This is a genomic window from Pseudomonas sp. JDS08PS003, from assembly GCF_045013505.1.
Taxonomy (GTDB): domain Bacteria; phylum Pseudomonadota; class Gammaproteobacteria; order Pseudomonadales; family Pseudomonadaceae; genus Aquipseudomonas; species Aquipseudomonas protegens_B.
Genome location: NZ_CP120724.1, coordinates 707,992 through 722,609 on the forward strand (window position 1 = coordinate 707,992; position 14,618 = coordinate 722,609).

Consider the following 14,618-nt stretch of genomic DNA (forward strand, 5'->3'; position numbering starts at 1 on the left):
ATTTGGGTGGCCTTTTTTATTGCTTCAGGCTTCAGGGACGAGCCTTGAGTTGCTCTTGCGCGGCCTTGGCCAGGTCCGGCGGCAGGAAGTCGCGGTCCGGGTTGTAGTCGGCCTTGAGGTAGCGCGACAGGTCCTGCAGATCCCCGGGGTTGAGGGTGCCGGCGGCCTGCTTCAGGCGCAGGTTGTCGAGGATGTAGTCGTAGCGGCTGTTGTTGTAGTTGCGCACCGAGGTGTACAGCTGGCGCTGGGCATCGAGCACGTCGACGATATTGCGCGTCCCCACTTGGTAACCGATTTCCGTGGCTTCGACTGCGCTCTGGTTGGAGATGATCGACTGACGTCGGGCCTGGACCTGCTCGACATCGGTGTTCACTGCGCGGTGCAGGTTGCGGGTGTTCTCCACCACCTGGCGGCGCAGGGATTCACGCTGCTGTTCGGTCTGGCTCAGGCGCGAATAGGACTCGCGAACCTGGGAGCTGGTCAGGCCGCCGCTGTAGATCGGGATGTTCAACTGCAGGCCGATTGAGCGTTGTTCGACATCGCTGCCATAGCGCGTCAACGGATTGGGGTTGCTGAAGCCCAGGGCGTCGTTGTCGCCTTTCTTGTACTGCGCCACGGCGTCCAGGGTCGGGGCGTGCCCGGCCTTGCGCTGCTTGAGGGTTTCCTCGGCGGCGCTGACGGCGTAGTTGCTGGCCAGCAGGTTGAGGTTCTGCTTGGCGGCGGTGTCGACCCAGGCCTTGGCATCGTTGGGCGTCGGCGCGAGCACCGGCAGGGTATGGACGATGCCCTGGATCGAGTTGTAATCACGATTGGTCAGGGTGATCAGGGCTTCGAAGGCGTCGTCCACCTGACGCTGGGCAAGGATGCGGTTGGCCCGGGCGGTGTCGTAGCTGGCCTGGGATTGCAGCACGTCGGTCTTGTCCGACAGGCCCACATCGAAGCGCTCGTTGGACTGGTCCAGTTGGCGTTTGAAGGCGGCTTCCTCGGCCTTGGTCGAGGCCAGGTTGTCCTGGGCGCGCAGCACGGCGAAGTAGTTCTCCGCGCTTTGCAGGATCAGGTTCTGTTCGGTGGCCGAGAGTTGCAGCGAGGCCTGTTCGTTGATGTCCTTGGCCGCTTGCAACTGGAACCAGCGATCGGCGCGGAACAGCGGCTGGGCCAGGGTTGCCTGGTAGACGTTGCCGCTGCGGGTCGAGGTCATGGACGGTTCATCGAACTTGGTGCGGGTGTTGCTCATGTCCGCGCCGGCCGAAAGATTGGGCAGCAACCCGGCGCGAGCCTGGGGCACCACTTCCTTTTGGGCGCCGTACTGGGCGCGTGCAGCGGCCAGATCGGCATTGTTGTCCACCGCTTCCTGGTAGACGCTGACCAGGTCGGTCTTGGTGGTCAAAGGCGCTTCTGCTGCCCAGGCCATTCCATTGGACGCACAAGACACGGCAACAGCCAGTGAGAGTTTGCGCAGCATTCGGCGATCCCTAGAGTTGATATTACGGAGATAATCCAGGCGCCAAGGCTAAGGCGCGACCCATAGAGCGTCAAGGTTCGACACAGGGCAAAGAGTGTAGAGCCGCTGGCAGGTCGCAACAATCCGCTGATTACGCCATTCATCCTGCTTATTGCACGGGGGTTGGCGTTCTGTCCCGGCTTTGTCTAGACTGGCCCGGTTCTTGTCGGGGTGCCTTGCTGTGAGGCTGAGATCGGATAATCCGGATCCCGTTGAACCTGATCAGGTTAGCGCCTGCGTAGGGAACAAGATTTCTCGTCACCCGGCGAGTCCTCTTGTGCTTCGTCCGGGATGTTGTTCGACAATCGAACACCCCTCGAGTACCAAGCACTGCACTCACTAGTTGCTTAGACAGGGTGCGTCCGTCCGTTACAGGTTCGCTCCGACAAAATTCCACTGCCTGGATGCTGTCTGGAGAGCCCGTGATGACGACAAAACTAAAAAACGCTAGCAACCTCAGTGAGTCGGCCCAAGTCGACCAACAATCGGTTCAGCCCTTTACCCGCTCGCAAAAAGTCTATGTCCAGGGTTCCCGCCCGGACATCCGCGTGCCCATGCGCGAAATTACCCTGGACGTGACCCCCACCGATTTCGGCGGCGAGATCAACGCGCCGGTTACTGTGTATGACACCTCCGGTCCCTACACCGATCCCAATGTGGTGATCGACGTGCGCAAGGGCCTGGGCGATGTGCGTTCGGCGTGGATCGAGGACCGTGGCGACACCGAGCGCCTAGCGGGCCTGAGCTCCAACTTCGGCCAGCAGCGCCTGGCGGACCCGGAGCTGACCAAGCTGCGTTTTGCCCACGTCAACAACCCGCGCCGGGCCAAGGCCGGGGCCAACGTCAGCCAGATGCACTACGCGCGCAAAGGCATCATCACCGCCGAGATGGAATACGTCGCCATCCGCGAAAACATGAAGCTGCAGGAGGCCCGCGCCGCCGGCCTGCTGAAGCAGCAACACGCCGGTCACAGCTTCGGCGCCAGCATTCCGAAAGAAATCACCCCAGAGTTCGTCCGCGAAGAAATCGCCCGCGGCCGCGCCATCATCCCGGCCAACATCAACCATGTTGAGCTGGAGCCGATGATCATCGGCCGCAACTTCCTGGTGAAGATCAACGGCAACATCGGCAACAGCGCCCTGGGTTCCTCCATTGAGGAAGAAGTGGCGAAACTGACCTGGGGCATCCGTTGGGGTTCGGACACGGTGATGGACCTGTCCACCGGCAAGCACATCCATGAAACCCGCGAGTGGATCATCCGTAACTCGCCGGTGCCGATTGGTACCGTGCCGATCTACCAGGCCTTGGAAAAGGTCAACGGCGTGGCCGAAGACCTGACCTGGGAGCTGTTCCGCGACACCCTGATCGAGCAGGCCGAGCAGGGCGTGGACTATTTCACCATCCACGCCGGCGTGTTGCTGCGCTATGTGCCGCTGACCGCCAAGCGCGTGACCGGCATCGTTTCCCGGGGCGGTTCGATCATGGCCAAGTGGTGCCTGGCGCACCACAAAGAGAACTTCCTCTACACCCACTTCGACGAAATCTGCGAAATCATGAAGGCCTACGACGTCAGCTTCTCCCTGGGGGATGGTCTGCGTCCGGGGTCGATTGCCGACGCCAACGACGAAGCCCAGTTCGGTGAGCTGGAGACCCTCGGCGAGCTGACCAAGATCGCCTGGAAGCACGACGTGCAGTGCATGATCGAAGGCCCTGGCCACGTGCCGATGCAGTTGATCAAGGAGAACATGGACAAGCAGCTGGAGTGCTGCGACGAAGCACCGTTCTACACCCTGGGTCCGCTGACCACCGACATCGCTCCGGGCTACGACCACATCACCTCCGGCATCGGCGCGGCGATGATCGGCTGGTTCGGCTGCGCCATGCTCTGCTACGTCACGCCCAAGGAACACCTGGGCTTGCCGAACAAGGATGACGTGAAGACCGGGATCATCACCTACAAGATCGCCGCCCATGCGGCCGACCTTGCCAAAGGTCATCCTGGCGCGCAGATCCGCGACAACGCCCTGTCCAAGGCGCGTTTCGAGTTCCGCTGGGAAGACCAGTTCAACCTGGGCCTGGACCCGGACACCGCCCGTTCCTACCACGACGAAACCCTGCCCAAGGACTCGGCCAAGGTGGCGCATTTCTGCTCCATGTGCGGGCCGAAGTTCTGCTCGATGAAGATCACCCAGGAGGTTCGTGAGTACGCGGCCAACCAGCGCATCGAAGCGGTGGACGTGGACGTCGCCAATGGACTGGCCGAGCAGGCCGAGCGCTTCAAGCAGGAAGGCAGCCAGCTGTACAAGAAAGTCTGACCCCCCTCTGTAGGAGCGGGCTTGCCCGCGAACCAGGCGCCGCGCTCTCAACGAGGTGGCGCTTTCGCCGGCAAGCCGGCTCCTACAGACCCTATTCCTTCGAGATAACAACCTTGAGCAGTCCAAGTACCTACTCTCCCAATCTCGCGGTGCCGGCCGACAAGCGTGTGTTTGGCGCCCGCGATCTGTTTTCCCTGTGGTTCTCCCTGGGCATCGGCCTGATGGTGCTGCAGACCGGTGCGCTGCTGGCGCCGGGCCTGGGGTTGTCCCACTCTTTATTGGCGATTTTCCTTGGCACCGCAGTGGGCGTCCTGCTCCTGGCGGCGGTGGGGGTGATCGGCAGTGACACCGGCCTGTCGTCCATGTCCGCGCTCAAACTGAGCCTGGGGCGGCGCGGCGCGAGCTTGCCGGCGGTGCTGAACCTGCTGCAATTGGTGGGCTGGGGCTCGTTCGAGATCATCGTCATGCGCGATGCCGCCAGCCTCCTGGGTGCCCGTGCTTTCAGTGAGGGCAGCCTCTGGACCAGTCCCTTGCTCTGGACCCTGTTTTTCGGCGCCTTGGCCACCTTGCTGGCGGTCAGTGGTCCCTTGACCTTCGTCCGTCAGATCTTGCGCAAGTGGGGCATCTGGCTGTTGCTGGCGGCCTGTCTGTGGCTGACCTGGAACCTGTTCGCCCGGGCCGACCTGGCGGCGCTCTGGGCTCAGGCGGGTGACGGCTCCATGCCGTTCGCTGTGGGCTTCGACATCGCCATTGCCATGCCCTTGTCCTGGTTGCCGTTGATCGCGGATTACTCGCGTTTCGGCAAGCGCGCCAAGAGCGTGTTCGGCGGCACCGCCCTGGGGTTCTTCATCGGCAATTTCTGGCTGATGAGCTTGGGCGTCGCTTACATCCTGGCGTTCGCTCCCAGCGGTGAAGTGAATGCACTGTTGCTGGCGTTGGCGGGAGCCGGCCTGGGGATTCCGCTGTTGTTGATCCTGCTGGACGAATCGGAAAACGCCTTTGCCGACATCCACTCGGCGGCGGTCTCCAGCGGCATTCTGCTGCGCCTTAAAGTCGAGCACCTGGCCCTGGCCATCGGCGTGCTCTGCACCCTGATCGCGTGTCTGGCGCCATTGGCCCAGTACCAGAATTTCCTGCTGTTGATCGGCTCGGTATTTGCGCCGTTGTTTGGCGTGGTGCTGGTGGATCACTTCATCCTGCGTCGCCGCAGCGGGCAGATCCCGGAGTCAGCCCTGCGCTGGACGGCGTTGCTGGCCTGGTTGGGTGGGGTGAGTACCTATCACGTGCTGGCCAATCTGTACCCGGATGTCGGTGCAACCCTGCCGTCGCTGGTGCTGGCAGGGCTGCTGCAGTGGCTGCTGGGGCGGGCGTTCAGTTCCCGGGAAACAGCTCGGGCTTGAGTACGCCCTTGAGGCGGTCGTAGGGAATCTGCAATTCGATATGGCCCAGGACCGAGGGCGCGATGGTGGTGACGTCGTACTTGAGGGTCACGGCTTTCTGGGTCAGGGCTACATTCGGGGTTTTCTGGAACGGCCAGGTCTTCACGAATTCGGCTTCGCGATCCAGGTGGGTGCTGATCAGCCAGTTGTTGTGGGCAACCCGCGCAGCCTTCCAGAACATGTCTTCCTGGCCGGGCAGGAGCATGTCCGCCAGGTTCAGGGACTTGTGCTGCTGACGCGAGTAGTTGACGAAGCCCCGTCCCGGAGTGCCATTGGCGGCGCCGGTGTCCAGGTAACTGGCCAGCTCGATGATCACCAGGCCGTCATGCTGCTCGCGTACCTTGGATTGCAAGTACATGCCGTGGCGGTCCGCTGCGCTGCGCAGGAACTGTTCGCGGTAGGCGCTGAGGCTGGCCGGCAATGGTGCGTCGGGGCTGGTGCGGGTCATTTGCAGCAAGCGTTTTTCAACGATGGCATCCAGTTGCGGCTCGGCGGGAAAGTGCACGGTGTCGAGGTTGACCAGTGGGCAGTCGGCGCCGCTGCAGCCGGGCTTGAGTTGCTCGGACTTCTCGCGCTTGGTTTCCAGTGGGGTGTTGTAGCTTGGCTGAAACAGGCTTTGGCACGCGCCCAGGGTCAGGGCGATACAGGCCACGGAGGCGATTTTGACAAGCGACATGGGCGTCCTTCATAAACCAGGGGGAGGCAAAAGTTACCGGCTTCGACTGTCTGCGAGGCAGTCGGTTCGCCACTAAGCTCAATAGAGGCAATTAGAGTAGGTTTAGCCCCTCGCCGTCTATCCCGCTGAGGGCAAAGGGGCTGCATCGGCAGCCGCGAGCGCGTTAGGATGGCGCGAAGTCGAGGGGGATCCTCGGGTCGAACACGCTGTACACGAGGATTGTTATGACTGACTTTGCCAACTCCACGCCCAGTGCCGTTGAGATCATCCGGCGTGAAAACTGCTTCCAGGGGTTCTACCGGCTCGATCGCTTGCAACTGCGCCACGAGCTGTTCGCCGGCGGCATGGGGCGGGAAATCAATCGTGAGGTCGTTGTCCGTCACGATGCGGTCTGCGTACTGCCGTACGATCCGCAACGCGATGAAGTGGTGCTGATCGAACAGTTCCGCGTCGGTGCCATGGGCAAGACCGCTACGCCCTGGCTGGTAGAACTGGTGGCCGGACTGATCGACAAGGACGAGCAGCCGGAACAGGTTGCTCGGCGTGAAGCACAGGAGGAAGCTGGCCTGGACATTTGCGCGCTGTGGCCGATGACCCAGTATTTTCCGTCGCCGGGGGGCAGCACCGAGTTCGTCCACCTGTTCCTGGGTCGTTGCGACAGCAGCGCTGCCGGCGGGCTGCATGGGCTGGAAGAAGAGGCGGAAGATATCCGGGTTTCGGTGATGGCCTACGAGGATGCCTTGCAGGCCATGCGTGACGGGCGGATCTGCAATGCCGCCAGCATCATTGCCTTGCAGTGGCTGGCGCTCAATCGCGCTGAAGTGAGGGGGTTATGGTTGTAAACAAGGCTCGCGACCGCTATCGGGTTGATCTCGCGGGGCTGCAAGCTTCCTGCGAGGCCAACTACGCTCGGCTGATGCGCTTGTTGCCCGACATGCGCAACCAGCCTGTGGCGCGGCGCATTGCCGTGACCCAGGGTGATCAGATGCTCGGCGTACTGGCTCTGGAAGTGGTGCTGGCCTGCCCCTACACCACCACCTTGCAGGTGCGTCAGGAGCACAGCTTGCCGTGGCTGCCGGTGCCGCAACTGGAAGTGCAGGTCTATCACGATGCACGCATGGCGGAAGTCATCAGTGCCGAGCATGCCCGGCGTTTTCGCAGCATCTATCCCTATCCCAATGCCTTCATGCATCAGCCGGATGAAAAGGCTCAGTTGAATGTCTTTCTTGGGGAGTGGCTGAGCCATTGCCTGGCCTGTGGTCACGAGTTCGAAGCCGTGCGCTAGATGTGAACTGGGTCCGTTTCCCAGGTTTCCTCTTTTCCATTTCCCCCAGCATAATTGCCACCTTCATCATGCTTTGTGCCCTTGCTCCGGGAGAACGCCGTGCCAAGCGTATCCGCACTGACTGCCGACGATTCCGTACTGCTGGTGCAACTGTCTGACAGCCACCTGTTTGCCGACACTGACGGCACCTTGCTGGGCATGAACACCGCCGACAGTCTGCAGCGGGTTATCGAGCAGGTGCTGGCGCAGCAGCCGCGGATCGACCTGATACTGGCCACGGGCGATCTGTCCCAGGACGGCAGCCTGGAGTCCTATCAGCGCTTTCGTCAGTTGACCCGGCAGATTCCGGCACCGGGCCGCTGGCTGCCGGGCAACCATGACGAGCCGCAGATCATGCAACTGGCGACGCGGGACAGTGACTTGCTGGAGCCGGTAGTGGATATCGGCAACTGGCGCATCACCCTGCTGGACTCAGCGGTGCCTGGCTCGGTGCCGGGTTATCTGCAGGATGACCAACTGCAATTGCTGGCCCGCTCCCTGAGCGAGGCTCCGGAACGCCATCACCTGATCTGTCTGCACCATCACCCGGTATCCATCGACTGCGCCTGGATGGAGCCCATTGGCCTGCGCAACGCCGAGGCGCTGTTCGCCGTGCTCGACGCTTTCCCTCAGGTCCGTGCCTTGCTCTGGGGGCATGTGCACCAGGAGATCGACCGCCAGCGCGGCGCCGTGCGGCTATTGGCCTCACCCTCGACCTGCATCCAGTTCGAGCCCGGCAGCGACGACTTCAAGGTCGAGGAGCAGGTGCCGGGCTATCGCTGGCTGCGGCTGTGGCCCGATGGACGGTTGCAAACCGGAGTGGAGCGGGTCCTGGGCTACGAATTCACCATCGATTACGGCAGCAACGGCTACTGAAGCGGCTTCGTAACCTGCCTTCATCCCTGTAAACTGCGGCTTTTGCCCAGGTACACAGGGAGTTCGCATGTCCGGTTCGATCCTTTATATCCACGGCTTCAACAGTGCTCCCGCGTCGACCAAGGCCTCCCAGTTGCGGCGCGTCATGGAGCAGTTGGGGCTGGCTGAACAATTGCGGGTGCCGGCCCTGCATCATCATCCGCGACAGGCCATTGGCCAGCTGGAGCAGGCGATTGCCGAACTCGGTCGACCATTGCTGGTCGGCAGCTCGCTCGGCGGCTACTATGCGACTCACCTTGCCGAGCGCTACGGGCTCAAAGCCCTGCTGATCAACCCTGCTGTCAGCCCGCACCGGATGTTCGACGGTTATCTGGGCACGCAGAAAAACCTGTATACCGATGAAACCTGGGAGCTGACCCATGACCATGTGGCGGCTCTGGCAGCGCTGGAAGTAGCGCCGCCCCAGGACCCACAGCGTTATCAGGTGTGGTTGCAGACCGGGGACGAGACGCTGGACTATCGCAGCGCCGAGCGCTATTACCGTGCCTGTGCCTTGCGCATCCAGGCCGGCGGCGATCATAGTTTCCAAGGTTTTGCCGGACAATTGCCGGCGATGTTGAATTTTGCCGGCATCACTGCCGATCAGTACCAGGCGATCGACTTCACTGCACTGTGAAAGCCTCGCCCCATATTCATTGAACGACTAACGACGAGAACCCATGGCCACTCCCAGCGCTAGCTCTTATAACGCAGACGCCATCGAAGTCCTCTCGGGACTCGACCCGGTGCGCAAACGCCCGGGCATGTACACCGACACCACGCGGCCCAACCATTTGGCCCAGGAAGTCATCGACAACAGCGTCGACGAAGCCCTGGCCGGCCATGCGAAGTCGATACAGGTCATCCTGCATGCCGACCACTCCCTGGAAGTCTCCGACGACGGCCGCGGCATGCCCGTGGACATCCACCCGGAAGAAGGCGTGTCCGGGATCGAGCTGATCCTCACCAAGCTCCATGCGGGCGGCAAGTTTTCCAACAAGAACTACCAGTTCTCCGGCGGTCTGCACGGGGTAGGTATTTCCGTGGTCAACGCCTTGTCGAACCAGGTGCGGGTGCGGGTCAAGCGCGACGGCAACGAATACCAGATGACTTTCGCCGACGGCTACAAGGCCACCGAGCTGGAAGTGGTCGGCACCGTGGGCAAGCGCAACACCGGTACCAGCGTGTACTTTGCCCCGGACCCGAAATACTTCGATTCGCCGAAATTCTCCGTCAGCCGCCTCAAGCATGTGCTCAAGGCCAAGGCTGTATTGTGCCCGGGGCTGTTGGTGAGCTTCGAGGACAAGTCCAGCGGCGAAAAGGTCGAATGGCATTACGAAGACGGCCTGCGCTCCTATCTGGTGGATGCGGTCAGCGAGTTCGAACGCCTACCGGACGAGCCGTTCTGCGGCAGCCTCGCGGGTAACAAGGAAGCGGTGGACTGGGCCCTGCTGTGGCTACCGGAAGGTGGCGACAGTGTTCAGGAAAGCTACGTCAACCTGATCCCCACGGCCCAAGGCGGTACCCACGTCAATGGTTTGCGCCAGGGTTTGCTGGATGCCATGCGTGAGTTCTGCGAATTCCGCAACCTACTGCCCCGTGGTCTGAAGCTGGCTCCGGAAGATGTCTGGGAGCGGATTGCCTTCGTCCTGTCGATGAAGATGCAAGACGCGCAGTTCTCCGGCCAGACCAAAGAGCGTTTGTCGTCCCGTGAGGCGGCGGCTTTCGTTTCCGGTGTGGTCAAGGACGCCTTCAGCCTGTGGCTCAATGCCAATCCCGAGCTGGGCATGCAACTGGCTGAACTGGCCATTAGCAACGCCGGTCGCCGCTTGAAGGCCAGCAAGAAGGTCGAGCGCAAGCGCATTACCCAAGGCCCGGCACTGCCCGGCAAGCTGGCGGACTGCGCGGGCCAGGACCCGATGCGTTCCGAACTGTTCCTGGTGGAGGGTGACTCCGCCGGTGGTTCGGCCAAGCAGGCACGGGACAAGGAATTCCAGGCGATCCTGCCGCTGCGGGGCAAGATCCTCAACACCTGGGAAGTGGACGGCAGCGAAGTCCTGGCCAGCCAGGAAGTGCACAACATCGCCGTGGCCATTGGCGTCGATCCGGGCGCCGAGGACATGAGCCAGCTGCGCTACGGCAAGATCTGCATCCTCGCCGACGCCGACTCCGACGGCCTGCACATTGCCACCTTGCTCTGTGCCTTGTTCGTCCAGCATTTCCGCCCCTTGGTGAATGCCGGTCACGTCTATGTGGCCATGCCGCCGCTGTACCGCATCGACCTGGGCAAGGAAATCTACTACGCCCTGGACGACGCCGAGCGTGATGGCATTCTCGACCGCCTGGTGGCCGAGAAGAAACGCGGCAAGCCCCAGGTCACTCGATTCAAAGGCCTGGGCGAAATGAACCCGCCGCAACTGCGCGAGACCACCATGGACCCGAACACTCGGCGCCTGGTGCAGTTGACCTTGGAAGACGTCGAGGCGACTTCGGAAATGATGGACATGCTGCTGGCGAAAAAACGCGCTGGCGACCGCAAGACCTGGCTGGAGTCCAAAGGCAACCTGGCCGAGGTGCTGGCCTGATGCACAGAGGTTTTGCCTTGGCCCTAGCGCTATTGGCAACCTCGGTGGTGGCCGCGCCAGTGCCCGAACTGACCTTGTTGTCCGAGCATCCTGTTGAAGGCATGCGCGGTGGCAATCTGTCCGGGCTGGCACTCTGTGGCGAGGATTTGTGGACGGTTTCCGACCGCGATGACGATCAAATCTACAAGCTCGATACCCGCGACAGCGTCTGGCAGGCCGAGACCGTCAAGCTGGAGGTGCCTGCAGTACCCGACACCGGCTTGCCCTGGGGCTTGAAGTCGCGAACTTGGGCGGCGTCCTTCGTGCGTGGCGGCGACCTGGATTTCGAAGGCATCTCCTGCGATGCAGCCGGCAACAAATATGTGGTCAGCGAAGCGCATGCGACGGTGCTGCAAGTGCCGGTGCAAGGCGCACCGGCCTGGTTGAAGATCTCCCCGATCATGGTCCGTGAGGCTCGGGCCAGTGGCATGCTCCTGCATTTCAACGCCTTGTTCGAAGGCCTGGCGGTGAACCCCGCCGGCGACCGGATCTGGCTGGCGGCGGAGCGTGAGCGGCGCGGGTTGTTGTTGATCAAGCGCGGGCAGACCACCTGGGACTGTGACGGTGGTTGCGTGCTACTCAGTGAGGCCGGCTCGGAAATGCAGCCGGAGCAGGTGCCCAACGCCAAGGCGGTGTCCCGGGATTTTGCCGACCTGTCGCTGTTCGACGGCAAGCTGTTCACCCTGGAGCGCAACGCCTATCAGATCTGTCGCCGGGATGCGCAGACCGCCAAGGTCGAGCAGTGTTGGTCCTATGCCGCCGGTGCGCTGGTGGAACATCGACGTTATCCACAGCCCTATGGGCTGGCGGAAGCCTTGGTGGTGGACGCCAAGGGTGCCTGGATCGGTGTGGACAACAACAACGGAGCCCGCGCCGATGGCGAGGCCCGTCCGATCGTCTGGCGTTTTGCCGCGCCTGAAGGTGGTTGGAGTAGCAAGTCATGAGCCAGCAACCGGGCAAGAGTGCCGGGCGTGTGATGCTGATCATGGCCTGGGCCGCGGCGCTGTTCCTGGCCACGCGGTTCTTCGCCGATTGGGAGGCCCGTCAGGAAAACCCGAACACGGTCGTCAGTTCGCAACAACATGAGGGTTACATCGAAGTGAAACTGGTCGGCAACGGCCAGGGGCATTTCGTCGCCAGCGGCCATATCAACGGGCAGCCGGTGCAATTCATGCTCGATACCGGCGCGACCGAGGTGTCGATTCCTTCTGGGCTGGCCGAGCGCCTGGGCCTGGAACGCGGGGTGCCGGTCACCCTGAGCACGGCCAATGGGCGCAGCGAGGGTTACCGGACCCGCATCGAGCGTTTGCAACTGGGGGATATCGTTCTCCAGGATGTCAGGGCCTTGGTGGCCCCGGGGCTCGATGGCGATCAGATTTTGCTGGGCATGAGCGCTTTGAAGAAACTTGAATTTACTCAGCGCGGCGGCACCATGCTGCTGCGCCAGACAACGAACCAATGAGGCCCGCATGAGCGACTCCCTTGATCTCAGCCTGGATGGCGTAGAACGCCGGTCACTGGCTGACTTCACCGAAAGTGCCTACCTCAACTACTCCATGTACGTGATCATGGACCGTGCTTTGCCGCATATCGGCGACGGCCTGAAACCGGTACAGCGGCGTATCGTCTACGCCATGAGTGAGCTGGGGCTGGATGCCGATTCCAAGCACAAGAAATCCGCGCGTACCGTGGGTGATGTGCTCGGCAAGTTCCACCCCCACGGGGACTCCGCCTGCTACGAAGCCATGGTGCTGATGGCGCAGCCGTTCAGCTATCGCTACACACTGGTGGACGGCCAGGGCAACTGGGGTGCGCCGGACGATCCCAAGTCCTTCGCGGCCATGCGTTATACCGAGGCGCGTCTGTCGCGCTATTCCGAAGTGCTGCTCAGCGAACTGGGCCAGGGCACCGCGGATTGGGGGCCGAACTTCGACGGCACGCTCCAGGAACCCCTGGTGTTGCCGGCCCGTTTGCCGAATATCCTGCTCAATGGCACCACTGGTATTGCCGTGGGCATGGCCACCGACGTACCGCCCCATAACCTGCGGGAAGTGGCTTCGGCCTGTGTGCGTCTGCTGGACGAGCCCAAGGCCACGGTGGAACAGCTCTGCGAACACATCCAGGGTCCGGACTACCCCACCGAAGCGGAAATCATCACCCCGCGCGCCGACCTGCTGAAAATCTATGAAACCGGCCGTGGCTCGGTGCGCATGCGCGCCGTGTATCGCGTCGAAGATGGCGACATCATCGTCACCGCGTTGCCGCACCAGGTCTCCGGGGCCAAGGTGCTGGAGCAGATTGCCGCACAGATGCAGGCCAAGAAGCTGCCGATGGTGGCTGACCTGCGTGACGAGTCGGACCATGAGAACCCTTGCCGCATCGTGATCATCCCGCGCTCCAACCGGGTCGATCCCGAGGAGCTGATGCAGCATTTGTTTGCCACCACCGAGTTGGAGTCGACCTACCGGGTCAACATCAACATCATCGGTCTGGACGGCAAACCGCAGTTGAAGAACCTGCGGGCGTTGCTGGTGGAATGGCTGGAGTTCCGAGTTGCCACCGTGCGCCGGCGTCTGCAGTTCCGCCTGGACAAGGTCGAGCGTCGCCTGCACCTGTTGGATGGTTTGCTGATCGCTTACCTCAACCTGGATGAAGTGATCCACATCATCCGTACCGAGGAGCATCCGCGGGCCAAGCTGATCGAGCGTTTCGCCCTCAGCGAAATCCAGGCCGACTATATCCTCGACACCCGCCTGCGGCAGTTGGCGCGTCTGGAAGAGATGAAGCTGCGGGCCGAGCAGGATGAATTGCTCAAGGAGCAGGCCAAGCTGCAAGCCCTGCTCAACAGCGAGACAAAGCTGAAGAAGCTGGTGCGTACCGAGTTGTTGCAAGACGCAGAAACCTACGGCGACGACCGTCGCTCCCCGATCGTCGCCCGCGCGGAAGCCAAGGCACTGTCGGAAAACGAGCTGATGCCAACCGAGCCGGTGACCATCGTTCTGTCGGAAAAAGGCTGGGTTCGCTGTGCCAAGGGGCATGATATTGACGCCACTGGTTTGTCCTACAAGGCAGGTGACGGCTACAAGACCGCTGCTGCGGGGCGTTCCAACCAGTTTGCGGTGTTCATCGACTCCACCGGCCGCAGTTACTCGGTGGCGGCCCATACGTTGCCATCGGCCCGTGGTCAGGGCGAGCCGTTGACCGGTCGTCTGACGCCGCCGCCGGGGGCGACGTTCGAGTGTGTACTGCTGCCCGATGACGATGCCTTGTATGTGATCGCTTCCGACGCGGGCTATGGCTTCGTGGTCAAGGGCGAAGATCTGCAGGCCAAGAACAAGGCGGGCAAGGCGCTGCTGAGCCTGCCGAACAACGCCAAGGTCCTGGCGCCACGGCCGGTGGCCGACCGCGAGCAGAACTGGCTGGCCTCGGTGACCACTGAGGGTCGTCTGCTGGTGTTCAAGATCAGCGATCTGCCGCAGTTGGGCAAAGGCAAGGGCAACAAGATCATCGGCATTCCCGGTGAGCGCGTGGCCAGCCGCGAAGAGTACGTCACCGACATCGCGGTACTGCCGGATGGCGCGACCCTGGTGTTGCAGGCGGGCAAGCGCACCTTGTCGTTGAAGGCCGATGACCTTGAACACTACAAGGGCGAGCGCGGACGTCGCGGCAACAAACTGCCTCGCGGTTTCCAGCGGGTCGATGCGTTGTTGGTAGAGCCTCTCAGTTAAGGGCGGGCTAGAGCGTTCGATCTGGGATTTAAGCGCCAGATCGACGCTAGAACACTGGAGTCACGGCGCATATTCACGGATGATATGCGCTTTCAA

The 14,618-nt window shown here is 62.1% G+C and carries 12 protein-coding genes and 1 riboswitch; of the genes, 10 read left to right on the forward strand and 2 right to left on the reverse strand.

The genetic code is table 11. The features are described from left to right. Nucleotides 1-31 precede the first annotated feature (31 nt). On the reverse strand, nt 32-1,462 hold the full coding sequence (locus P7C00_RS03200) for a TolC family outer membrane protein (protein WP_346634538.1): 1,431 nt from the start codon (nt 1,460-1,462) through the stop codon (nt 32-34). Nucleotides 1,463-1,658: 196 nt separating this feature from the next. Then, a riboswitch (TPP riboswitch) is annotated at nt 1,659-1,763 on the forward strand. A gap of 163 nt (nt 1,764-1,926) precedes the next feature. On the opposite strand from P7C00_RS03200, the gene thiC reads away from it, so the two are divergent. Together thiC and cytX are read left to right on the forward strand one after the other, a co-directional pair. Further along, nucleotides 1,927-3,816: a phosphomethylpyrimidine synthase ThiC gene (gene thiC, locus P7C00_RS03205; protein WP_404938124.1), complete on the forward strand. Its 1,890-nt coding sequence runs from the start codon at nt 1,927-1,929 to the stop codon at nt 3,814-3,816. Between the two features lie 113 nt (nt 3,817-3,929). After that, nucleotides 3,930-5,216, forward strand: coding sequence for a putative hydroxymethylpyrimidine transporter CytX (gene cytX, locus P7C00_RS03210; protein ID WP_404938125.1), 1,287 nt, complete (start codon nt 3,930-3,932; stop codon nt 5,214-5,216). Here the strand turns inward: cytX and P7C00_RS03215 are convergent. Beyond that, the gene (locus P7C00_RS03215) at nt 5,188-5,931 is read right to left on the reverse strand and encodes an RsiV family protein (protein ID WP_346634541.1); all 744 of its coding nucleotides are present in this window, start codon (nt 5,929-5,931) and stop codon (nt 5,188-5,190) included. The genes cytX and P7C00_RS03215 overlap by 29 nt on opposite strands. Nucleotides 5,932-6,155: 224 nt before the next feature. Between P7C00_RS03215 and P7C00_RS03220 the strand changes: the two genes are divergently transcribed. The 8 genes from P7C00_RS03220 to parC all read left to right on the forward strand — a co-directional run bounded on the left by P7C00_RS03220 (nt 6,156) and on the right by parC (nt 14,522). Next, nucleotides 6,156-6,773: an NUDIX domain-containing protein gene (locus tag P7C00_RS03220; protein ID WP_346634542.1), complete on the forward strand. Its 618-nt coding sequence runs from the start codon at nt 6,156-6,158 to the stop codon at nt 6,771-6,773. Next, nucleotides 6,764-7,216: a DUF1249 domain-containing protein gene (locus tag P7C00_RS03225; RefSeq protein WP_346634543.1), complete on the forward strand. Its 453-nt coding sequence runs from the start codon at nt 6,764-6,766 to the stop codon at nt 7,214-7,216. Before P7C00_RS03220 ends, P7C00_RS03225 begins: the two co-directional genes overlap by 10 nt. Nucleotides 7,217-7,315: 99 nt before the next feature. Next, nucleotides 7,316-8,131 (forward strand): 3',5'-cyclic-AMP phosphodiesterase, encoded by an 816-nt coding sequence (gene cpdA / locus P7C00_RS03230; RefSeq protein WP_404938126.1) that lies wholly within the window; start codon nt 7,316-7,318, stop codon nt 8,129-8,131. 67 nt (nt 8,132-8,198) lie between these two features. Continuing rightward, complete coding sequence (locus tag P7C00_RS03235) at nt 8,199-8,807, forward strand: YqiA/YcfP family alpha/beta fold hydrolase (protein WP_102862890.1); 609 nt, start codon at nt 8,199-8,201, stop codon at nt 8,805-8,807. 43 nt (nt 8,808-8,850) lie between these two features. Continuing rightward, nucleotides 8,851-10,755 (forward strand): DNA topoisomerase IV subunit B, encoded by a 1,905-nt coding sequence (parE, locus tag P7C00_RS03240; protein ID WP_123723378.1) that lies wholly within the window; start codon nt 8,851-8,853, stop codon nt 10,753-10,755. Continuing rightward, nucleotides 10,755-11,738 carry an esterase-like activity of phytase family protein gene (locus P7C00_RS03245; protein ID WP_346634545.1) on the forward strand — a complete coding sequence of 328 codons (984 nt, stop codon included), beginning with the start codon at nt 10,755-10,757 and terminating at the stop codon, nt 11,736-11,738. The genes parE and P7C00_RS03245 overlap by 1 nt, the downstream gene beginning before the upstream one ends. Next, nucleotides 11,735-12,256, forward strand: coding sequence for a TIGR02281 family clan AA aspartic protease (locus tag P7C00_RS03250; RefSeq protein WP_102862893.1), 522 nt, complete (start codon nt 11,735-11,737; stop codon nt 12,254-12,256). Before P7C00_RS03245 ends, P7C00_RS03250 begins: the two co-directional genes overlap by 4 nt. A gap of 7 nt (nt 12,257-12,263) precedes the next feature. Beyond that, nucleotides 12,264-14,522 (forward strand): DNA topoisomerase IV subunit A, encoded by a 2,259-nt coding sequence (parC, locus tag P7C00_RS03255; protein ID WP_346634546.1) that lies wholly within the window; start codon nt 12,264-12,266, stop codon nt 14,520-14,522. Nucleotides 14,523-14,618: the final 96 nt, after the last annotated feature.